17 protein-coding genes and 1 tRNA gene are annotated in these 23,108 nt (G+C 46.8%); 9 read left to right on the top strand and 9 right to left on the bottom strand.

Annotation, left to right across the window (positions count from 1 at the left end; all coding sequences use genetic code 11):
- Window positions 1–93 precede the first annotated feature (93 nt).
- The gene (gene dusB / locus UNH61_RS29915; protein ID WP_326995692.1) at window positions 94–1,161 is read left to right on the top strand and encodes a tRNA dihydrouridine synthase DusB; all 1,068 of its coding nucleotides are present in this window, start codon (window positions 94–96) and stop codon (window positions 1,159–1,161) included.
- Window positions 1,162–1,205: 44 nt separating this feature from the next.
- Window positions 1,206–1,775: an NUMOD4 domain-containing protein gene (locus UNH61_RS29920; protein WP_326995693.1), complete on the top strand. Its 570-nt coding sequence runs from the start codon at window positions 1,206–1,208 to the stop codon at window positions 1,773–1,775.
- An 87-nt stretch (window positions 1,776–1,862) separates the two neighbouring features.
- Here the strand turns inward: UNH61_RS29920 and UNH61_RS29925 are convergent, their stop codons facing one another.
- Window positions 1,863–5,150 carry an AAA domain-containing protein gene (locus tag UNH61_RS29925; RefSeq protein ID WP_326995694.1) on the bottom strand — a complete coding sequence of 1,096 codons (3,288 nt, stop codon included), beginning with the start codon at window positions 5,148–5,150 and terminating at the stop codon, window positions 1,863–1,865.
- An 86-nt stretch (window positions 5,151–5,236) separates the two neighbouring features.
- Here UNH61_RS29925 and proC point away from each other — a divergent pair, with 86 nt between their 5' ends.
- Entirely contained in the window at window positions 5,237–6,034 is a 798-nt protein-coding gene (proC, locus tag UNH61_RS29930; RefSeq protein WP_326995695.1) for a pyrroline-5-carboxylate reductase, read from the top strand.
- Window positions 6,035–6,042: 8 nt separating this feature from the next.
- Here the strand turns inward: proC and UNH61_RS29935 are convergent, their stop codons facing one another.
- From UNH61_RS29935 to UNH61_RS29960, 6 genes are all read right to left on the bottom strand, one after another.
- On the bottom strand, window positions 6,043–6,537 hold the full coding sequence (locus tag UNH61_RS29935) for a histidine phosphatase family protein (RefSeq protein ID WP_326995697.1): 495 nt from the start codon (window positions 6,535–6,537) through the stop codon (window positions 6,043–6,045).
- Window positions 6,538–6,734: 197 nt separating this feature from the next.
- Window positions 6,735–8,462: an amidophosphoribosyltransferase gene (locus tag UNH61_RS29940; RefSeq protein ID WP_339070511.1), complete on the bottom strand. Its 1,728-nt coding sequence runs from the start codon at window positions 8,460–8,462 to the stop codon at window positions 6,735–6,737.
- A 291-nt stretch (window positions 8,463–8,753) separates the two neighbouring features.
- A complete protein-coding gene (locus UNH61_RS29945; protein WP_326995699.1) occupies window positions 8,754–10,136 on the bottom strand; it encodes a peptidylprolyl isomerase in 1,383 nt (460 codons plus the stop codon).
- 248 nt (window positions 10,137–10,384) lie between these two features.
- Window positions 10,385–14,059 carry a translation initiation factor IF-2 gene (infB, locus tag UNH61_RS29950; protein WP_326995700.1) on the bottom strand — a complete coding sequence of 1,225 codons (3,675 nt, stop codon included), beginning with the start codon at window positions 14,057–14,059 and terminating at the stop codon, window positions 10,385–10,387.
- Window positions 14,060–14,150: 91 nt separating this feature from the next.
- On the bottom strand, window positions 14,151–15,398 hold the full coding sequence (gene nusA, locus UNH61_RS29955) for a transcription termination factor NusA (RefSeq protein WP_326995702.1): 1,248 nt from the start codon (window positions 15,396–15,398) through the stop codon (window positions 14,151–14,153).
- A gap of 16 nt (window positions 15,399–15,414) precedes the next feature.
- Window positions 15,415–15,879 carry a ribosome maturation factor gene (locus UNH61_RS29960; protein WP_326995703.1) on the bottom strand — a complete coding sequence of 155 codons (465 nt, stop codon included), beginning with the start codon at window positions 15,877–15,879 and terminating at the stop codon, window positions 15,415–15,417.
- Between the two features lie 473 nt (window positions 15,880–16,352).
- Between UNH61_RS29960 and UNH61_RS29965 the strand changes: the two genes are divergently transcribed.
- Both UNH61_RS29965 and UNH61_RS29970 read left to right on the top strand, forming a co-directional pair.
- Window positions 16,353–16,703, top strand: a complete 351-nt coding sequence (locus tag UNH61_RS29965) for a TM2 domain-containing protein (protein ID WP_326995704.1) — start codon at window positions 16,353–16,355, stop codon at window positions 16,701–16,703.
- 76 nt (window positions 16,704–16,779) lie between these two features.
- Window positions 16,780–17,025 (top strand): hypothetical protein, encoded by a 246-nt coding sequence (locus UNH61_RS29970; protein WP_326996177.1) that lies wholly within the window; start codon window positions 16,780–16,782, stop codon window positions 17,023–17,025.
- 27 nt (window positions 17,026–17,052) lie between these two features.
- On the opposite strand, the gene UNH61_RS29975 is transcribed toward UNH61_RS29970, so the two are convergent.
- Complete coding sequence (locus UNH61_RS29975) at window positions 17,053–17,682, bottom strand: HAD family phosphatase (protein WP_326995705.1); 630 nt, start codon at window positions 17,680–17,682, stop codon at window positions 17,053–17,055.
- A gap of 131 nt (window positions 17,683–17,813) precedes the next feature.
- Between UNH61_RS29975 and UNH61_RS29980 the strand changes: the two genes are divergently transcribed.
- The 4 genes from UNH61_RS29980 (at window position 17,814) to UNH61_RS29995 (ending at window position 20,454) form a co-directional block, all read left to right on the top strand.
- Window positions 17,814–17,887 (top strand) — tRNA-Ile (locus UNH61_RS29980).
- Between the two features lie 740 nt (window positions 17,888–18,627).
- Window positions 18,628–19,176: a DUF1508 domain-containing protein gene (locus tag UNH61_RS29985; protein ID WP_326995706.1), complete on the top strand. Its 549-nt coding sequence runs from the start codon at window positions 18,628–18,630 to the stop codon at window positions 19,174–19,176.
- Entirely contained in the window at window positions 19,173–19,508 is a 336-nt protein-coding gene (locus tag UNH61_RS29990) for a HipA N-terminal domain-containing protein (protein WP_326995707.1), read from the top strand. The genes UNH61_RS29985 and UNH61_RS29990 overlap by 4 nt, the downstream gene beginning before the upstream one ends.
- Window positions 19,498–20,454, top strand: coding sequence for a HipA domain-containing protein (locus UNH61_RS29995; protein WP_326995708.1), 957 nt, complete (start codon window positions 19,498–19,500; stop codon window positions 20,452–20,454). The genes UNH61_RS29990 and UNH61_RS29995 overlap by 11 nt, the downstream gene beginning before the upstream one ends.
- Before the next feature lie 64 nt (window positions 20,455–20,518).
- Here the strand turns inward: UNH61_RS29995 and UNH61_RS30000 are convergent, their stop codons facing one another.
- Window positions 20,519–22,891: an ABC transporter permease gene (locus UNH61_RS30000; RefSeq protein WP_326995709.1), complete on the bottom strand. Its 2,373-nt coding sequence runs from the start codon at window positions 22,889–22,891 to the stop codon at window positions 20,519–20,521.
- Window positions 22,892–23,108: the final 217 nt, after the last annotated feature.

Genomic DNA, 23,108 nt, shown 5'->3' on the forward strand with positions numbered 1-23,108 from the left:
ACTGTCACTGCAAGGAAACCTGCTTGTAATAGAAATAGTATATAAAATATAAAAATAATAACTATAGCGAAAACCGCTGTGGCTATGTAAATTATGGTGAAGATAGGAAATATTGAACTAGGAGAATTCCCTTTATTGCTGGCGCCCATGGAAGATGTGAGCGATCCGCCATTCCGTGCGGTATGTAAAGATAATGGGGCTGACCTCATGTATACCGAGTTCATATCTTCGGAGGGGCTGATACGTGATGCCATAAAAAGCCGGAAGAAGCTGGATATTTTTGATTACGAACGGCCTGTTGGTATACAGATCTTTGGCGGGGATGAAGAGTCGCTTTCACTGGCCGCCCAGATTGTGGAAGCTACCAACCCGGATCTGCTGGATATTAATTTTGGCTGTCCGGTGAAGAAAGTGGCCTGTAAGGGAGCCGGTGCCGGTATATTGAAGGATATTCCCAAGATGGTAAAGCTTACGGCAGCTGTAGTAAAAGCCACCAAACTGCCGGTGACCATTAAAACCCGCCTGGGTTGGGATGAGGAAACCAAGAATATCGAAGACGTGGCGGAAAGGCTGCAGGATGTGGGAATCAAAGCCCTCACCATTCACGGCCGTACCCGTACCCAAATGTATAAAGGAAGCGCCGACTGGACGCTGATCGGAAAAGTAAAGAATAATCCACGCATACAAATCCCTATCTTTGGTAACGGTGACATATGTACGCCGGAGCAGGCAATAGCCGCCAGACAGAAATACGGGGTAGATGGCATTATGATCGGCCGCGCAGCTATCGGATATCCCTGGGTTTTCAGGGAAATAAAGCATTTTATGAAGACGGGCGAACATTTGCCTTTACCAACTGTTTTAGAAAGAGTGGAAGTTTGTAAAAAGCATCTTCACCAATCAGTTGCCTGGAAAGGGGAAGTAGTTGGTATACTGGAAATGCGCCGGCATTATACAAATTATCTCAAAGGTTTGCCGCATATAAAGGAATTCCGACAACAATTAGTAACTTTAAATACATTAGCAGAAATAGAGGACGTATTAGATGCGGTAGTACTGCAATACAAGGATCATATTTTCGAAAGAGCTGCTCCCCAGTTAGCCGCACAGGATTTTCTGCCGGCAGATAATGAAATGGCCGGCTGTAACGTTTACGGATAAACGGATACACCCCAGGACGTAAAAAAAACAAAAATTACTTTCACATGACCACATTTAAAAATCTGAAAAATGAAGTCTGGAAAGACTTACAGATTAAAAACAAATCTGCCCTGCGTAAAAAATACGCTGTTTCTAACATGGGGAGAGTGATCAGTTATCATGAAAGTACAGAAGACGGCAAGTTACTCACGGGTTCTACCGTAGAAGGGTATACGGTATTGAACGTAAAACCGGCAGATACTTACCAATCACTCTACCTGCACAGGGAAGTGGCTAAACTCTTTAGTAAAAGGTCAGGGCGGTCGCATAAATATGTGATCCACCTCGACTACGATAAAAAGAACAATAAAGCATCCAACCTTCAATGGGCAACGAAGGAGGAAATGGAAGAGCACCAGCAGAAAAGCCCGGCCAAGCTGGCCTATAAAGAAAAGCAGCGCAATCGTTTGAAAGGATTGAAGCTGAACATTACCAAAGTGAAGAGTATCAAACGCCTGTTGAATAAACCAGGCAAGAAAACAATGAAACAAATTGCCGAACAGTTCGATATCAGCGAAATGCAGCTTTACCGCATCAAGAGCGGAGAGAACTGGGGGCATGTAACAGTGGATTAACGCCTGGTTTGCCAGGACTGATCATAAATGATGTTGTCTGAACTATGGCCATGCTATATGTATGGCCATAGTTATTTGTAGCAGTCCTTACAAATCTGCCCTCATCATTTCGCCCAGCATCTTCCGGTAGTGGGCACTGTGCTGTAAAACCGGCTCATGGCCCAGCACGATTACCTGTTTTCGTGCACGCGACAACGTTACCAGCAGCTTTCTGTCGACCTCAATGTTCTTCTCCTCCCAGCTGAACTGCCCCAGGCATTGCAGGGTATTCACCTGTGCAGCATGATAAACCGCCAGTGAAACGATGATAATGTCGTTTTCCGCTCCCTGGAAGCGTTCCACGGTATCAATATTAATGCTGGCAAGGTCGTCGTCTTCCCCGATCAATGTGCGGATCAGGCTGATCTGCGTTCTCCATGGCGTCACCACTCCTACTGTATCTTTCGAAAAACCGGACCCATGGCGGCGTTTGAGGTATTGCAGCAAAGAAGCCACCCATTGGGCCTCCGTTTTGTTCATCTTGGAAGTAGCTTCGTACGGGCTGGGAATAAACACTTTCCTCCCCAGAGAAAGGATACGTTCCCAACCCTGCGTGGTTGGATGGGCTGGCATTTCGAATGCCGCCTGTTGCTCCGGCCTGCCCGAAGAAAGTTGTCCGGCGTAGTAATGATTTACCAGTGCTGCTATATTATCGTGCATCCGGAAATGAGTGTTCAGCATTCCCCAGGCATGGTGCCAGTGATGGTTTTTACAGCAATGCATCAACCGCTCAAAGAGCGCTGTACGCAGGTCGGTGATGCCCAACGATTGAAGGGATGCTGCCTGCACGGCACAAAAATATTCTTCCTGGGCAACAACCGGAGGTAACTGGTTCTGATCTCCTATCAGGATAAATTTACGGAAAGGCATCAGCAGCCCCAGTAGCTGCGGCTCTGTAAGTTGCGAGGCTTCATCCACGATCAGGGTATCGGCCGGTATACCCATCATCAGCAGCTGATCCAGACGCGAGGTCATAGTGGCTACAGTGGCCACAAATACCCGCTGGCCGGTGATGAATTTGCGGGCATCATCCAGTGAACCTTTCAGGCAATATTCCCGCAACAGCTGTGAGGCACCCGAATTACGCCCGCCCAGCCGCAGATGACTGATATCCCTGGCGCTGAGTTTATGGCATATTTCGTCTACCGCTTTGTTGGTGAATGCCACCAACACCACGCTGCGTCCTTGTTTTACCATCTCTCCTACTATGGTAGTGAGTAAGGAAGATGTTTTACCGGTACCGGGTGGCCCTTGTAACAGGAAGTAATCCCGGGCTTCCAATGCTTGCCGTACAATGATTTCCTGGTTGGGGTTGAACATCGCCGGACACGCATACGTCAGTGGTTCCCGGCGGGGAGCAGTTAGCCCCAGCAGCAGGTTCATTCTTTCCCGGTATGGAGGGGAAATGACATGAAAGAGTGCGGCAGCGGCGGTCCAGTAGTTGGATTCATAGATGTCATGTTCTATGATCCATTCATCGAACTGGCGGAAAAAATCCAGAGTCATCTGCCGGTTGTTCAGGGAAAAGCTCAGCTGATCCCGGCCGAGGTCTTCTATTCTGCCTTTCAGCAACTGCTGCTGCATGGGTTGCAGCTCAGTGCTGGTTCGGGGATAGATGATGGCGGTGTCGCCCTGCCGGAAATTGTGGCTAACGGGAACGACTATATCGAATACAACCAGGCTGTTGGTATTGTCGAATTCCCGGAACCTTAGTCCGGGAATGATGTTGAAGTGACGGAGTTTGTCTTTCTCCTGTTGCAGCCATAGTCCTGCGAATCCGTCTGCATCGTCTTCCCTGGCCACGGCAGAGAACATGCCACATTTGGCCTGCAAATACTCTCTCAGTGTGAAGGAGAGAAATTCACGATAGTAGTCTTTTGCCAGAGGTGGCGCTGTTTGCCAGGCTTGCTCATATGTGGCGAAGTGTGCAGCGCTGAAGGAAGGCAGGCCTTGTGCGGCCGCAGCTGTAATGCCGGATAATATGGTTGTTTCGCCGATAGCCAGTCGTAACATCATGGCCACTACTTCGTTGCGTAGCAGTAACAGGTCGTTTTCCGAGTGATGCGTACTGCTGACGTTCCGCAGTGGGTTGGTAGCAGCAGCGGAATACAGGATAGCAGAGCTACCTTTCCGGTGCCTGCCGAAAGCAGAACGAAGCAGGAGGTTATAGCCTACCACCTGCATTTCATGGTTTTTCCAGGTATTGTAATCCGGGCATTTCCCGCTTTTGAGCTCAAAGATTTCCTTGCGGAGTTCATCTGCATCGTCTTCTGCCATCAGATCCAATCGCCCCTGAAGGCCATACAATGCAGAAAAAAATGTGGGCTCAATGCGCACAGGTTTATGCTGCAGTTCTTTCACAGTATTGTGCAGATTGCCCCAGTGCTGCTGCCGGATATCGCGGTACATTTCATTGATGGCCTCCCGGCCGTAGGCGGCTGCCTGCAATACATTTTCGGCTACTGCCTCTACAAAGGAAGTTTTGAAATCGACATTGTTGTTGCGGAGCATCTCATCCAGCAGCGCATTGACGAGGTTGCCCTTGAATGCTGCCGGACCGGATTGCTGAGGCGTGAGCTTTTTCACGAGGTACAGTAGCCGGTTGGGGCCTTTATGCGTAAAACATTCAGCAAGGTCACTGATATCGATCAGCAGGTCCGGTTCCAGCACCACCTGGCTTTCCGCAGTAGCGGCATATTCGCCGGAACTAAGCTGGCGGCAGTTAAGCACATGAATCGTATCGTAAGGGCGTAACAACCGGTGTAGTGATAAAATAGCCACAGGGTCCATATCTTCCAGCAAAAGCAGAAAATCACCCTGTTCGTCGTTCCGGGCGCCCACCTGCATGGAGTAACGGCCATCGGCACTGGTTTGGAGTGTACCAACGGAAGTGACCATACACTTGATCAGGGTAAGAGTGCCGGAATGGTGCTGCCAGGTAACAGATAGTTTGTGCTGGCCGGCCGGCGCATATATTTCCTGCAGATCGTTGGGCGGCGCAACCTGGAAACACCAGGCCACGGCCTCTGAAAGGGCTCTGATACAAAGCTGGTGTTCCGTATCCTGCAAGGAGAACATTCCGCGTGTAGCCTTATTCGTTAGGATGCTTAAGGCTGTCAGTTGCTGACGGATATCGGGAGGAAGTGCGTTCTGATCAAAATAAAACTGCATCCGCGCAAACAGGTTACCGAATGAACGGCTTTCTTTCCGGGTAAGCTCCCTGAAAAGGATTTCAAGTATCTGTCTGTATTGACGGATTTTTTCATCTGTATCCGGGAGATGGTATGCTTCCCTTATCCTGGCGTAAAACGCGGTTGCCGTCTGTGATGCCTCCATCTCCGCAAGTTAATGAATCGTTACCGTTTGCATGGATGCGGCATTTGTTATACCTTCCGGAGGATTTATAATGTAATTATCTTTTTATGTCAACCAGGAAAATAGCCATTATAGGTGGAGGAAATCTGGGAACGGCCATTGCCCAGGGATTGCTGAAGAGCGGTTTTTCAAAGGCCGGTGATATCACTATCACCAAACGCAACACGAGTACCCTGTCAGCGCTGAAAGAAGCCGGGGTGAGGGTTGAAACGGATAATGCAATTGCTATCCGTGAGTCGGAAGTGATCGTGGTAGCCTTAAAGCCGTACAATGTGCGGGAGGTACTGCAGAGTTTTAAGAGCTCCTTTGATCCGGCCAGGCATATACTGATCAGTGTAGTAACAGGGGTGAGTATAGATGATCTCGAGCATATCGTACCCGGTATGCCGGTAGTGCGGGCTATGCCTAATACAGCGATCGCTATCCAGGAATCCATTACCTGTATAGCTCATAAGCATGCCAGTGAAGAGCAGATCCGGTATATAAAGAGCATGTTCGATCAGCTGGGAGCTACGGTGAGTATCGATGAAAAGCTGATGGATGCGGCCACCGTGCTGGGGGCATGCGGTATTGCCTATGCACTTCGTTATATCAGGGCTAATATCCAGGGAGGCATTGAAATTGGGTTCGATGTGCGTACGGCGAGCCTTATTGCGGCTCAAACGGTGAAAGGAGCGGCAGAGTTGCTGATCAGGGAAAACCGTCATCCGGAAGAAGAAATTGATAAGGTCACTACTCCCAAAGGATGTACAATTGCAGGGTTGAATGAGATGGAACACCAGGGATTCAGTTCTTCACTGATAAAGGGAATTATAGCCTCTTACGATAAAATTGTCAAGGACTAAAAGGGGAACTACTCTTTCCGGGGGTACTCGAAGAAAAGGAACTTTTTCTTAGCCAGATCAAAATCTTTCCAGCTATCGGTATCGGCCTGTATGCCAAAGATGCCGGTGGTAGGCACATTGTCTATTCTGATCTCTTCAGTAAGATAATTGGCAAAATCAGTAATTCCCGGATTATGCGCGAAAATGGCAACTGCGCCAAAATCGTCATCTATCTTGGTAATTACTTTCAGGAAGGTGGCAGCATAACAAAGGTAGAGTTCTTCTTCCAACAGGATGGCTTGCTTGGGGTATTTCCACTCACTGGCCATCATTTTGGCAGTTGTTCTTGCCCTTTTTGCCGGACTCGAGATGATCAGTTCCGGAACCATACCGCGTGAAATAAGCCTTTTGGCCATTTCCGGAGCATTTTGCTTACCCCTTTTGTTGAGTGGCCGGTCAAAATCATCCATATCCGGATCCGTCCAGCTGGATTTTGCATGACGTATTAGCAGTAATGTTTTCATGGTCTGAAAACCTATAGTTAACTGAGGCGAAAATACTGATTTTACAGGAAGATAACTTGTTAGACTTATAATGTGTAAGTTATGGGGCTTATTTAAGATAAAATTAACTTAGCAATTGGCCTTTTGCAGCTAATCATAAAAAAAATGCAGCGAGGATTATCTGATAATCCCCGCTGCATTTTTTTTATGGTCAGCCGTTAGTATCCTCTTTCGTTCTTGCCTTCGATATAATTCATGAATGCCTTGTTCACCACTCTGTTACCGCCCGGGGTAGGATAATCACCGGTAAAGTACCAGTCGCCCAGGTTATTCGGACATGCCTGGTGGAGGCTTTCGATGGATTGATAGATGAGTTCTATTTCGGCGCCTATACCCTTAGGAGTGAGTATTTCCGCGATTTTGGCGGAAATCTGCTCAGGGGTGAAAGGCTTGTAGATATTTTTTACGACGTTCTGGGCGTGCAGGGTGTTGGTACGGGCCAGTTCCTTGCATAAACCATATGCTTCCTGGAGGATATATTCCTTGCCATGATCTTTCAGCAGGGCGATAGCGGCTTGGAATGCCACGAAATCTCCCATTTTGCTCATATCGATACCATAGCAGTCCGGGTAGCGGATTTGCGGGGCTGATGATACAATGATGAGCTTTTTAGGGCCAAGGCGATCCAGCATCTTTATGATACTTTCCTTTAGCGTGGTACCACGTACGATAGAGTCGTCGATTACAACAAGGGAGTCGATGCCGGGTCTTACAGTACCGTAGGTGATATCGTACACGTGCTGTACCATCTCGTTACGGCTGGAATCTTCGGTGATGAACGTACGCATTTTTACGTCTTTGATAGCGATTTTATCAATACGAATGCGGCGATTCACCATTTCAGACAGCTTTTCGGCGTCGAAATCATTGCCCCAGGAAAGGATACGCTCCACTTTTATTTTGTTCAGGTAGTCTTCCAGGCCTTTCAATAAGCCATAGAAGGCTATTTCCGCAGTGTTCGGGATAAAGGAGAAGATAGTATTGCGAAGGTCGTTATCGATGGCTTTCAGCACGGTGGCTGAAAGATTGCGGCCCAGGGCAGTACGTTCTTTATAGATCTTTTCGTCGTTACCGCGTGAGAAGTAGATCCTTTCAAAGCTGCATGCTTTGCGTTCTTTGGGTTCGAGGATCTGTTCTATGGCGTATTCGCCGTTATTTTTCACGATGAGGGCATTGCCTGGCATCAGCTCCAGTACTTCATTTTCGCCCACGTTGAAGGTGGTACGGATAGCAGCCCTTTCAGAAGCAGCAACAATGACGTCTTCATTAATATAGTAGTAAGATGGGCGGATGCCGTGAGCATCTCTGATAACAAAAGCATCGCCGGAGCCGATAAGGCCGCAGGCATGATAGCCTCCGTCGAACATGGAAAATGCCTGTTGCAGGATCTTTTTGATGTCCAGTTCGGAAGTGCCGTCGTTATCTTCTTTTACGAGGAAATGGTGTACCACTTCCAGCATAGCAGCGAGGTCGCTGTTTTTGTGTGTTTCGCCTGGTTCAGCTTTGGAGAATTTGAAAAGTTCGTCGGCGTTTACCAGGTTGAAGTTTCCGGCCATTGCAAGATTCCGGGCCGGGATGGTGTTATAGCGGAGGAACGGGTGGCAGAGTTCAACATTGTTTTTACCCTGTGTAGCGTAGCGAAGATGGCCCATCAGAAGCTCGCCCAGGAAACGGACGTGGCCTTTCATGAGGCCCGGGTATTTGGTGATCTCCGGTTGGTATCTTTCTATTTCGTGTATTTCGTCGCGGATTTTTCCGAAGATATCGCCGATGGCCTGAGGGGCGGCACTACGGAAACGATGCATAAAGGGAACCCCCGGTTCGGTATTCAGTTTTACGGTTGCCAGCCCGGCGCCATCCTGGCCCCTGTTGTGCTGTTTTTCCATGAGCAGGTACAATTTGTTCAGCCCATAGAAAACGCTCCCATATTTTTGTTGGTAGTAGGAAAACGGCTTTCTTAATCTTATAAATGCCAGACCGCATTCATGTTTGATCGCATCACTCATGGCAGAAAATTGAAGTCGCAAAGGTACACCAAAAAATGGGTAAAAAGTGAAGTGGAAAACCGGTTTAGCTGCAAGCCCCTGGAGTCAGGCGTTTAGATGGCAGTTGAGAAAGTACCCGCATAAAAAAAGCGGAGACGATTGGTCTCCGCTTTACTATTAAAAGAAGTTCCTTTATTGTTTGGCCAGCGCTCCCATCCACCGGCTGATACGATTACATTGTTTGTATTCGTCGTCCACATGCACATAAAACGTTGGTATCTTTTCCACCAGCCATTTATTGATGGCTTCTGCGCGTTTGATATCCAATGTACGTTGCTGAATGCGGGAGTAGTCGTCGGTCAGGTTTTCCCTGTGTGGTTGGGTGCGTGTTTTCAGGTATACGATACGTACCGCAGCGCGGCCGTTTTCGTCGGTGAACTGAGTCGGAGCAGAGATATGACCTGGTTTCAGGGTATCGAGCATCATTACGATTTCTCTTTCACCCGGATCGTCGAGCTGGTCGATAGTAATGAGGGTACTACCATCACCGGTTTTAGACTGGAGCATACCTCCGTCGAATTTGGCGCTCGGTGCGTCGCTGAACTTGGTAACGGCTTCAGAGAAGGTCATTTTGTTGTTCAGGATCAGATTGCGGATGGAATCCAGTTTAGCGGTATTGGCAGCCAGGTCGGATTTGGTTACTGCGGCCCTGACGAGAATGTGCTGAACAGTGACGTTATCGCCGGAGCGTTTGATCATCTGGATCAGGTGGTAACCAAACTGGGTCTTGATCGGGCTGGAGATCTCACCTTCTTTCAAGCGGAAAGCCGCTGCCAGGAAGTCGGGATCCCAGTTTTTATCGCTACGGTTCATTACATAAATTCCCTTGTTATCCTTTACACCAGGATCTTCAGAGTACAACACTGCCAGGGAACCGAAATCGGATTCCTTGTTCTGGACGCGTTTTTTGAATTCCAGCAGCCTGTCTATAGCGTATTGATCCATTTCGCGGGTAGCTTTGGGCTGCAATACAAGGGTACCTATTTCCAGCTCTGATTCGTAGAATTTGAGACTATCCTTAGGGATGGCGTCGAAGAGGCGTTTCACTTCTGAAGGGGTTACCTTCACAGGTTCGATAATCTTATTGCGCATGGCCGTGGCCTGCAGGTTTTCCTTGATGGGCTGACGGAAGCGTTCGCGCAGTTGATAGATGGTATATCCTGTGACTTCTTTCATTTTTTCCTTTCCGCCATACATCTGTTCGAAATAACGGATACGGTTTTCCATCTGTGCTTCCACATCCCCATCGCTTACAGGTAAGCTATCGCGTTCTGCCTGTAACACCATTACTTTTTGAGAAATCAGCATTTCCAGGGTTTTGCACGCAGCATCGGGAGCCAGGTTGCCGTCGGGAGAATTATGCTGTTGATCAGCGAGGGCACCATCCATATCGGATTTGAGGATGATCTTATCCCCTACTACCCCGATGATCTTATCTGCCACCAATTTTTGCTGGGCCGAAGAAGTCTGCCATAAGAGCAAAGCGCCTGCGGAAAATGCTAAAAGTTTCTTCATACAAAAGCGTAAAGACCAAAAATAATTATTTAAAGCTCACAGACATAGAGAAAGTCGGCGGATTTAACAAAAGTTTAGATGAAACCCCGGCACCTCCGGCAGTAACTGCCAGAGAACGCTCCCGGGGGAAATGCCTGCGAGGAATGTGTCAAAATAAAAACCCGTAAAAAACATCTTTCAAAAACACATAAAAGTTTTCTAAGATATTTTTTACGGGCTATGTGTATTTTATCCTAAATCAGGATACATTAAAGCGTTCTTTTAACTTCTACTTCTTCAAAGCCTTCGATCATATCGTTAGGCCTGAGGTCGCTGAAGTTACGGACACTCAGACCGCACTCCATGTTGGCGGGTACTTCCTTCACATCGTCTTTATAACGTTTCAGGGAAGCGAGCTCTCCTGTGAATACCACGATACCGTCGCGAACCACATTGATGCGGGTGTTCCTTGTCAGCTTGCCATCGACAACGAAGCAACCTGCCACAGTAACTTTTTCGAACTTGTAGGTTTCGCGTACCTGTACGTTGCACACCACTTTCTTCTCGATTTTCGGTTCCAGCATACCTTCCATGGCGCTCTTGATTTCTTCGATGGCGTCGTAGATGATGGAGTAGTTCCGGATTTCGATATTTTCTTTCTCGGCGAGTTTAGCTGCCTGAGAAGAAGGACGCACCTGGAATCCGAGGATGATCGCATCAGAAGCGGTTGCCAGCAGTACATCGGATTCAGTGATCTGACCTACGGCTTTGTGAACGATACTGATAACGATTTCTTCGGTCGACAGTTTCTGGAGGGAGTCGCTCAACGCTTCCACGGATCCGTCAAAGTCGGCTTTGATGATCAGGTTCAGCTGTTTGAAGTTACCCAGCGCCAGACGGCGGCCGATTTCATCCAGTGTGATATGTTTCTTGGTACGGATACCTTGTTCACGAACGATCTGGGCTCTGCGGTTAGCCACTTCCTTGGCTTCAGATTCGTCGAGGTACATTTTGAATTTCTCACCAGCCTGCGGTGCACCATTCAGACCGAGTACCTGTACCGGCATTGACGGTCCGGCTTCATCGAGTCTTTGTCCACGTTCGTTGAACATCGCCTTGATCTTACCGAAGAAGGAGCCTGATACGATGGTATCGCCCTGACGGAGGGTACCATTTTGTACGAGCAGGGAAGCAACGTAACCGCGGCCTTTATCGAGGGTGGCTTCCACGATGCTACCAGCACCTTCGCGGTCCGGGTTGGCTTTCAGTTCCAGCAGTTCAGCTTCCAGCAATATTTTTTCGAGCAGGACATCGATATTCAGTCCACTCTTAGCAGATATTTCCTGGCTTTGATATTTACCGCCCCAGTCTTCCACCAGGAGGTTCATACCAGCGAGTTGTTCTTTGATTTTCTCAGGGTTGGCGCCGTCTTTATCCACCTTGTTGATGGCGAATACCATAGGCAGGCCGGCTGCCTGAGAGTGGGAGATCGCTTCCCTTGTCTGAGGCATAATAGCGTCGTCGGCAGCGATTACGATTACAGCGATATCGGCTGCTTTGGCACCACGGGCACGCATAGCGGTAAACGCTTCGTGACCAGGGGTATCGAGGAAGGTGATTTTTTTACCGTTGGCAGTGGTTACCTGGTAAGCACCGATGTGCTGGGTAATACCGCCGGCTTCACCAGCAACAACGTTTGCGTTGCGGATATAGTCGAGCAGAGAGGTTTTACCGTGGTCTACGTGACCCATGATAGTCACGATCGGAGCGCGGGGCACTAGATCCGCCGGATCATCTGCTTCATCTACCTCATCACTTTCTTCGGCATCTTCGAGACCAATGAATTCCACTTCGTAGCCGAATTCACCGGCAACGAGCTCAATTACTTCTGCATCGAGGCGTTGGTTAATAGACACCATGATACCGAGGCCCATACATTTGGAGATTACTTCAGCGAAGCTTACATCCATCAGGGTAGCCAGTTCGCTTACAGAAACAAATTCTGTAACCTGGAGCTTGTTGTTTTCCTGGCCCTGGTTGGATTTCAGGTTGGCTCTTTCCTCACGTTTTTCTCTGCGGTGTTTAGCTTTCACGTTTTTACCGCGACCGCCACCGGAGAGTTTGGCCATTGTTTCCTTGATCTTATTCTGGATCTCGTTAGTATCGATTTCTTTTTCTTCCGGAGTGCGTTTATCATCGCGGTGTCCATGGCCGGGTCTATTGAATCCGCCGCCCTGGCCTGGCCTGTTGAAATTGCCGCCCTGACCGGGTCTGTTATGGCCACCCTGGCCGCCACCCTGACGGTTGAAGTTGCCGCCCTGGCCGCCTTGTCTGTGACCACCGCCTTGTCCTTGCTGACCTTGTCCGCCCTGGCGATTGAAATTACCGCCCTGGCCTTGTCCACCCTGACGGTTGAAATTGCCACCCTGGCCTTGTCCTTGTCCACCCTGGCGATTGAAATTACCGCCGCCCTGGTTGGAGCCGGTGTTGGAGCCGCCATGCTGGCGGTTTCCGTGACGATTATCCTGGCGGTTATCACCTGGTTTGCCACCCTGGTGTTGTCCGGGGCGGTTTCCATGACGATTTTCGCCTTGATGAGTACCTTCTTTCCGGTCGCCGTCTTTAAAGTCTTTCGGCTGAACGGGTTCTGGTTTTTTCTCCACGATGATGCGTTTACGTTTACGCTTTTCGTCGCGGTTGAAGTTGTTTTTATTATTATCGCGCCTGTCGGATTGAACAGGCAGTTCGATTTTACCGATTACTTTCGGGCCGGTTAATTTTTCGGCCTGGATGTTTTCGATCACAGCCGGACCAGCATCTTCCTGGGGGGGCTGTTGAGCCGCCGGAGGGGCTGGGGGTGTGTTTTCGGCAGTAGCGGGTTTACGGCTGTCGGTTTTTACGACTTGTTTAACAGGAATCTGCGCAGGTTCTTTAACTGCAGCCGGTTTTGCCTCTTGTAATACTTCTTCCACTTTTTTAACTACAGGTTTATCTTCAACCGGTGCGGCTTTTTCCGTGTTATCTGTCGTATCGGTTTTTTCTGTTTTCGCTACTTTTTCGGCCGGAGGGGTGGTTTCAGCTTTAGGGGCTGGTGCCACGGTTTCGGCTTTTTCAGCTGGCTTTTCAGCTGCGGGAGGCGTTACATCCTTTACGGGAGCAGGTTGTTCCGGTTGTTTTTCAGCAGCGGGAGCAGTGGTAACGGCCGGTTTTTCTTCTTTCACCGGAGGTTTGACAGCTTCCGGCTGCGGGGCCGGTGTTTCATCCTGTTCAGGTTTTTTTGCAACATTCTTTTTGCGGTTAAGCGCATCCAGGTCGATGGTGGTGATTACTTTCGGGCCGTTGATTTTAGGCGCTTCAGTTTTCACGACTTCATCGGCAGGTGGAGGCGTAGCCGGTGCTTTAGGAACTTCCGCAACAGGGGGAGCTGTAACAACGGGTGGTTCCGGCTTCGGTTCAGCTTTCTCCATAGCGGGGGGCGGAGTTGCCGGAGCAACAGTCGCCTGAGGTTCCTGTTTGGCAGTTTCTTTAGGAGGAGCCGGTTGAGGCTCAGCTTTAGGTTCCTGCCGGGCTGCTTCTGCAGAGGGGGCAGGAACAGCGTTTTCTTCTTTAGTAGTATTTTTCTTAGCCGCCGCTTCCGCTTCCTCCTTCTCTTTCTTCTTCATCGTTTCTAACACGCTTCCTTTAGGCAGGGCTATCTGGTCGCTTTTGCGCTTGTTAGCCTTGTCCTGCTGGAACTCCGACTGCAGAGCTGTATACATAACAGCCGTAAGGCGGGCATTTGGAGAACCAAAGCCGCCCATATCGAAGCCTTTATTGCTAAGGAAATCGATGAGGGTTTCCTTACCAATATTAAACTCTTTGGCTGCAGCGAGCAATCGTGGTGTGTTGTTTGTTGTTTCAGGCATATCGTATATCGGGCCTCCCCTGTTTCCCGTTTTTTCCAAACGGGACGTTTTTTTACGTTTAAACAATAACTCGAAAAAATCAATTCCCTTTCTAATAAGGCCTTTGCCAGGGAAGGGTTGTGGCTCGGCTTTATTCTTTGTCAAACTCTTCCTGTAATATTCTTCTTACATCCTGCACTGTCTCTTCTTCCAGATCAGAACGGCGTACCAGTTCTTCAGTGGTCAGCTCTAATACGCTGCGGGCAGTGTCACAACCTATTCGCTTAAGTTCATCTATGATCCATTCTTCGATTTCATCTGAGAATTCTTCCAGATCGATGTCAAATTCGGACTGTTCCTGTACTTCATCACGGAAAACATCTATCTCATAACCGGTTAATTCGCAAGCCAGTTTGATATTGACGCCTTTTTTACCGATGGCCAGTGATACCTGGTCAGGGTTAAGGTAAACGGAGGCGTATTTATTTTCGTTATCCACTTCCATGCGGCTGATCCTTGCAGGAGTCAGGGAACGTTGAATTAACAACTGGATATTGGTAGTGAAGTTGATGATATCAATGTTTTCGTTCCTGAGTTCACGCACGATACCGTGGATGCGGCTACCTTTCATACCAACACAAGCGCCCACCGGATCGATACGGTCGTCGTACGATTCAACGGCTACTTTAGCTCTTTCACCAGGTTCGCGAACAATTTTCTTGATGACAATAAGCCCGTCAAAGATCTCAGGCACCTCAATTTCCAGCAATTTAGCAAGGAAGGATGGATGTGTGCGGGAGAGAATGATGAGTGGTGCGTTGTTTTTCAATTCTACCTTTTTTACCACCGCTCTTACATTTTCCCCTTTTTTGAAATAATCTGTAGGGATCTGTTCAGATTTAGGCAAAATTAATTCATTCCCTTCATCATCAAGCAATAAAACTTCTTTTTTCCAAACCTGGTAAACTTCCCCTGTTACAATTTCGCCGGCTTTATCAGCATATTTCTTAACCAGGATATTCTTTTTCAGGTCGCCAATGCGGGCAGACAGCGTTTGTTTGGCAGCCAGGATGGCCCTGCGGCCAAAGTCCATGATTTCTACCTCTTCATATAAATCCTCGCCTACCTGATAATCTGGTTCTACGAGAATAGCTTGGGAGTATGCGATTTGTGCGTTGTCATCTTCTACTTCTCCATCATTAACGATGGTTCGACGGCGTAATATTTCCAAGTCACCTTTTTCGGTATTTACAATCACGTCAAAATTCTCATCTGAGCCATATTTTTTCCTCAGCAGCGTTTTGAACACATCTTCCAGAACCTTCATCAATGTAGGACGGTCAATGTTTTCCGCCTCCTTGAACTCGGTAAATGACTCAATTAAGTTAATACTAGCCATGTTTATTTGTTATATTTTAAAACACGATGCACACTTTTGTGTGCTTTATTTCATTAAGTTTTAAATCAGTTGATTTCTTTTCTTTCTTTTTACCCACCAGCTCCTCGATATTGATAGCGTCGTCGGTTACGGCCAGCAGGGTACCTTCCTTAACGGAACCGTCCAGCAGGGTAACTTCCACTTTACGACCAATATTTTTGAGGTATTGTCTGTGTAGTTTCAGCGGTTCATCCAGGCCCGGAGACGATACCTCGAGGGAGAAATCGTTATCGGGGAACAGTGCAGCCGCTTCCAGCAAAGGATATAACTGACGGTTAAAAGACACCAGTGTGGCAACTGGTACTCCTTTATCCCCATCCAGAAAGAGCTTTATGTTGTTAGTGGGCTTAATTCTGATATCTACCAAAAAATTGTCGGGATGATCAACCAGCAGTCCTTCTGCAATTTCCCGTATCGTTTTTATCACGTGTTCGTTTGCCATACAAAAAGCGCGAAGGGGACAATATCTCGTCCCCTTCGTTTGAATCATTTTTCCTCACACAAAATTATGATTTTATTTTGATTGAAAAACTATTTCTTTACTTTGTAGGTAAATAATCACATGAGACAGGCCTCCACCGTTCATATGTGTTTTTAAAATATCTGATGTGAGCTCCGCTATCTTTCGAAAAATAAATATAGAATTAATTGTGTGGCCCCTGGGATTGACCCTGTTATATATAATGAATCCGGAAGCAAAAGCGGGGAGTTTGTGTATTTTGAAACAGATGGGGATTCCTTTTTGTCCGGGTTGTGGTCTGGGACATGGTATTCATTATTTTTTACATGGCCAATGGTCGGCAGCCATTGAGCATCATTGGTTGTCGCCGGTAGTGGTGGTAGTATTGTTGTACCGGATTTTACAATTGGCAAGACTTCAGTATACAGACTTAAAACAAATATAAACCCAACTCTATGAACGATTTTTCATTTGCGATGCTTCCGGGCATTCAGCCTGAGGAAATGCTGTGGTTACAGGAACTGACTAAAGGTTACTCTGTAGAGAACAAGCAGAAATTCCTGACAATTTACCAGGGCCGGCGCAAAGATCCGCAAACTATTCTTATATGTGCCCTGATTGGTTTTCTGGGACCTGCCGGTGTTCACCGTTTCTTGCTGAATCAGATTGGCATGGGGATTATTTACTTCCTGACCCTTGGTTTTTGTTTCATCGGCACTATTGTAGACGCCGTCAACTACCGGAAGCTTTCGTGGGAATTCAATAAGAAAGAGGCGTTGGCATCGGCGGCACTGCTGGGACTGTAAAAGAGGAAAGTTAAAAAAAACTTAAAAAAACGCCCTTTTATGGCCCCCGGAACCTATATTCAGCTACCTTCGTGCTATTATGTTAAGATTCATCGTTTCCATATTCCTGGCATGGCTGCTGTATAAGCTGGTGTTTGACCTGATCATACCAGGATACCGGGTGGCGAAACAGGTGCGCAGGCAGATGACTGATATGCAGGAACATATGAGACAGCAATATCAGGATCCGCAGTCTGGGCCATACCAGCAGCAAGATCCTCCCCCACCTCCGAAAAAGAATGTGGATAAAGGAGATTATATTGATTTTGAAGAAATAAAATAAAAAAGACCGGGCAACTGCCCGGTTTTTTTATACCGCATTTTTTGGGCGGAAAATATCCAGTATTGTTTTGGGCGTCTGCAGGTGGATGGTTTGCAGTCCCACTGCGTTAGCTCCTTCGATATTCGCCTGGAGGTCATCGACGAAAAGCGTTTCACCAGCTATCAGCCCGTTTTCATTTATTACCATGAGATAAGATTCCTTCTCCGGTTTACGGCAGCCCATCAGATGGGAGTAATAGGCTTTGTCGAAAAAGCTTCCAAGGGATGGTATGCCCCTGCTTTCCTGTAATATTTTATTGAATGCGTTGAGGTGTATGGCGTTGGTATTGCTCAGCAGATAAAGATTATAATGCTGGCGGAGTTGCTGCAGCAGTTGCAGACGTTGCAGCGGGAAATCGAGCAGCATGGCATTCCAGGCATTGATGATTTGTTCGTCGGTTACATTCCCGGGGAGATGCTCGTGCATGGCAGCAACGAATTCCTGTGCAGTTATGTGACCGGTTTCCAGGTTGTTGAACAGGTTAGAGCCATGGAATAGCGAATAGAGCTCATGAAAATTTTTGACGCCGAGATTGGTGAAGGCATCATTGGTGAGCTGGTAGTTGATGTTGAGGATCACGCCACCGAGGTCGAAGATGATATTTTTGATATTTTGCATATAGTCAGAGTTGGGAACAAATTTATTAAGTGTAGGCGTAAGCGTAGCGGGTAAAAATTTTTTTAGGATAATTCAATAAAATAATTAATTTTGCCGTCCCTTGAAAAAGGGAAATTTAGTTCTTCGGAACAGGTCCTATAGCTCAGTTGGTTAGAGCACCTGACTCATAATCAGGGGGTCCCAGGATCATGCCCTGGTGGGACCACACTACACAAAGAGGCTTTCAGCGGATTAACGCGGAAAGCCTTTTTTCATTTGCATACAATAGGCCTCAAAACGGATTGATTAAATTCTATGAGATCTGCTACTAACATTCCCAGATTATTGATCCGCAGTTTGGGAGATATGAGCAAGGAAAAGATTTGAGGTTTAGTAGCCTGGTGAGAGTGGTGACTGCTTTTGGGATGACGATGGAGGAGTTTTTTAGAGATGGTTTTTGAGCACCAAACTCTGATGGCCTGAATTTGCGCCAGTCAGCTTCAGTGTAGCACCGCTTTGCACGAGAATCGTCGTATATGCCTGGCCATATAAGTTGTCACGGGTATTTCAAATATTATCCGAATCTATGCGATCGCGAACTCTCAAAAGCTGATGTGGTTGGACAAACCGCTGGAATTGAGGAAGTGAGCTGCGACAACTAGGCCCGGATTGATGATATTCATAATAAGGTGAATAATTGTTTGTAATTAAAAAAGGGCAAGAGGTATGTAATTACATACTTTGGATAATTACGATTTAATATGACAGCTGTGATAACTTAAAGTGGCGACATTTGAGATTATCCCAGCTGTTATTTTAGGCAGTTGCGTATTTAGTCTGATGGTTATCTATATCTACTTGTACCCGAACGGGTATATTTTTTATTGGAATGTCGAAAAATAAACCCGAACGGGTATAAAATGTTTTCGTTAAATTTAGGAGGTTTATTATAACGATCTAAATTCCATGGGCAATTTTGTAATTACGAAGAGATATAATGGCAGTTATCAATTCATCCTCAAGGCGGGTAACGGAGAGCATTTACTTAGCAGTGAGAGCTTTTCTACAAAGGCAGCTGTATCTAACGGGATAAATTCAGTAATTGCCAATAGTCCTCGTAAGGAACGGTATGAATCTTTAAAGGCATCCAGCGGTCAATATTTTTTCCACCTGAAGGGTACAAACGATCAGGTTATCGGCGTGAGTGAGATGTATGATACTGTGGAAGGCAGAGACAGAGGAATTCAATCTGTAATGAGAAATGCAATTGGTGCGCAGATTACTGATGGTGATACAACTGACGGGCTGCCGGCAACAACATCGCAGTTTGTAAGGGAAAAGCGCAGGCAAATGAGACTGACTCAGGAAGAGTTAGCATTTAAGGCCGGTGTAGGGTTACGATTTATCCGGGAACTTGAGGGTGGCGAGAAGGATACCTTACGTATTGATAAGGTCAATCAGGTACTGAAATTATTTGGTTACTCTTTAGGGCCAGTACAAATAGCCAGATCATGAGAAAAGCGGAAATATATATGCATGACCAATTGGTAGGTTGGTTGTTTGAAACGGAAAGCGGATATGAGTTTGTTTATGATGAGCTTTACCTGTCTGGCCCACAGAGTGAATCTGTTAGTAAGACATTACCGTTGCAGCAGCGCCCATTTTTCAGCACGATAATGTTTCCATTCTTTGATGGATTGATACCGGAAGGATGGCTGTTGAGTATAGCAGAGAAAAATTTCAAACTAAATGCTAGAGATAGGATGGGCTTATTGCTGGCTTGTTGTGAAGACTGCATAGGTGCTGTTAGTGTTAAACCTGTAACAGGAGTACAAGATGAAAACTAATCGTTGTCTTTATTGCTATCAGGAATTATCAGGCTCCGAAGGTGATTTTCATTCGCGTTGCAGCAGACTTATTTTTGGAAGTTCTAAGCCTCCTGAATTGCCATATACGGAAAATCAGCTGAAAGAGCTGGCTCAAAAAGTCATAAATAGTCACATAGGAGTAACAGGAGTACAACCGAAGTTATCTCTGGGTTTGATGGAGGATGATAATTCAGGAAATGAACGTCTCACTATTATAGGCTCGCTTGGTGGTGAATATATCCTCAAGCCGCATATGGAAAGATTCCCAACGCTTCCAATAGTGGAAGATCTGACGATGCATCTGGCAATGCTCTGGGGAATGGCAACCGTTCCGCATAGCCTTATTAGGATGAAGTCGGGAAACCTGGCTTATATTACCAGACGAATTGACAGAAAGAACGGGCAGAAAATCCATATGGAAGATATGTGCCAGTTATCGGAACGTTTAACAGAGGATAAATACAAGGGTTCGTACGAACAGGTTGCGCGCGTAATTTCAAAATTTTCAGAAGCACCTGGATTGGATATAGTAAATTTTTTTGAGCAGGTACTTTTCTGCTTCATTACCGGGAATGCCGATATGCATCTAAAAAATTTCTCCCTAATAAATATAGCTGAGCGGGGGGGCTACGTGCTCTCTCCTACTTATGACATGGTTTCTACGGCATTGGTAATGCCGGAAGATGACGAAGATCTGGCGCTGACATTGAATGCTAAAAAGAAGAAAATTAAAAAGAAAGATTTCGAAATTGCATTTAAAACAGCCCTGCTGAATGATAGTCAGATAGGTAACTTATTTAGAAGAGCAAAGCGATTTATATCTAACGCAAATGATTTAATAGACATTAGCTTTCTAAATAGAGGAGACAAAGCTGAATATAAGAAAATCATTAGAGAGCGGGCAGAGAGGTTGGATCTTAAGTAGATATTTGCTTTGAATAATTATTTCTTCCTATAAATGATTTAAAGCCTCCAATCCATAATCCCCCCTACTCCGCTTTCAAACTCTTCACCGGATTCGCCATTGCAGCCCTGATCGACTGATAACTGACCGTCAGTAATGCAATCATCACAGACAATGCACCTGCTAAAACGAATACCCACCAGGCAATATCTACTCTATACGAATAATTCTGCAGCCATTTATACATGCCCCACCAGGCCAATGGCGCGGCTATAAGGAAAGAGATACCTACCAGTTTCACAAAATCCCCGGAGAGTAAGGTAGTAATGTTCGCCACAGAGGCGCCTAATATTTTACGCAGTCCGATTTCTTTTATCCGGTTCTCGGCCATATAAGTAGCGAGCCCGAATAAGCCGAGGCACGAAATAAATATAGTAAGCCCCGCGAACAGGCCGGCAAGTTTGCCCTGAAGGGTTTCGTCTTCGAACTTCCGGGCATATTCCGCATCTACGAATTTGATATCGAAAGGATAATCAGGGTTGTATTGCTGGAAGATAGCGGCCATTTTTTTAAGATTTGCCGCGGTGCTGTTGCTCCCGTTTAGTTTGACATGTATCACATTAAACTGGAGAAAATTACTCCTGGCACCGCATATCAGCAGCGGCTGCGTGGGTTCATAAGGGCTGGTCAGAATGAAGTCTTTGATCACTCCCACAATATGCCAGTTTATACCCAGGTCGCCTACGGTTTTACCAATTGGATCTTTAAACTGCATGACTTTCAGCGCAGATTCATTAATGATCAGCCCTGTTGAGTCCGTAGGGAATTTTTTCAGATCGAAGTCCCGGCCTTGCACAAATTGTAACCCCGCTGTAGCGCCAAGTCCCTCATCGGCCAGATAGCGGTCGAAGGATGTTTTGTTGTCAGGAGCTTTTCCCTCCCAGTTTTGCCCCCAGCCATTGCTCCACCGCTCGGTGAGTGGCGAGTTTGTTTTGGTGACGGATTTTGCAATGCCGGATGCCAGCAGATCCCTTTTGAGCAGTTCGTAATTTTTCGGCAAGTCGCCCGTCATGAAGTGATAAATGACGTTGTCTTTGTTATACCCGGTTTCCCGGTTGCGGCCGTAGTCTATTTGTTGTTTAACGACGATGGTACAGATGATCAGTGTAATGGCGAACGTGAATTGTAAGACTACCAATATTTTCCTGGGTGTTACCAAGGCATTGACGTTCTTATAGGTTCCTTTCAATACTTTAATAGGCCGGAAGGAAGATAGGAAAAACGCCGGATAGCCACCGGCCAATAAACCAGTGAACAGGATAAAAGCGGCAAATGATGCCCACGTATAGCCGTCACCGAAATTGATTGAAAGTTGTTTGTAGGTAAGTTGATTATAAGCAGGCAGACAGAAATAAACAATAATGATCGCTACAACTGCAGCCAGGAAAACGAGGAAAATGGATTCTCCGATAAACTGGCAGATCAGCGAACCTTTCTGGGCACCCACTACTTTCCGGACCCCGACTTCTTTAGCCCGCTTTTCGCTTCTGGCGGTGCTAAGGTTCATAAAATTGATGCAGGCAATCAGTATGATGAACCCGGCGATGATTCCAAACAGTTTTATGAAAGTGATGCGGCCTCCGTTGTCTTCAACGCCATTGGTGAAGCTGGAATACAGCCGCCACCGGCTGAGAGGATAGATAAATAATTCCCACTTCATGGTTTTAGCTTCATCGCTGTACTGCTGCTTGAGGCTTTTTACTTTAGCGGCTACAACGGCCATGCTGGTATTGGGCTTTAGCATTACGTAAGTAGGCGTGCTATTGTCGCTCCAGCCAAAGTCGGTGCCCTTTTGTTTCAGATGAGACCAGGGTAACAGATAATCGAATTTGAACCTTGTATTACCCGGTGGATCTTTCACCACGCCGGTAACCGTAAAACTGCCATCGTTTTCTATTTTAACGATTTTTCCAAGTGGATCTTCATGGCCGAATAAGATCCTGGCTGTATTTTCTGTCAGTACCACGGAGTGTACGTCATTCAGCGCTGTGGCCGGATTGCCGGCTATCATCGGAAAGCTGAACATCTGCAGGAAACCAGTATCGACGATGTTTCCTTCCCTGATCGTTTTTTTCTCATCAACGGAAAAGAGCGCTTTGTCATTTGTCACCCGTACGGCGCGTTCGATCTCAGGCAGGTCTTTTTCCAGTGCTCGCGCGGTTAAAGCAGATACTGCATTCCAGCATTGCACTTTACCTTCCATCGGCACACGGTTCCAAACCTCATATATCCTGTCTTTGTTCTTATGGAATTCATCAAATTGCAATTCGTCCTGTATCCAAAGTATAATAAGCATTGCGGCAACCATGCCAATAGCTAATCCCATGATATTAATGAAGGAAAAACCCTTGTTCCGCATCAGGTTGCGGTAAGCGACTTTGAAGAAGTTTCTTATCATGGCTGTCGGTATAAAATAAATAACAGGAAATATTGAGGGAAAACCGGGGCCAAAAAGGGTGCCGATGGATAAGAGGTTGATTTACAGCTTTTGATGAATGGGGAATTGTTCATTTTCGGTACACCGGCCGTCCGCTTTTGGGGCAGGTTGTGGCAGTGTACCGAAACTGTTTGATTATGCCAATTCCAGTTAGCGTCTATATTTCCCGACCCTGGCC

Origin of the sequence: Chitinophaga sp. 180180018-3 (assembly GCF_037893185.1) — a bacterium.
Lineage (GTDB): Bacteria > Bacteroidota > Bacteroidia > Chitinophagales > Chitinophagaceae > Chitinophaga.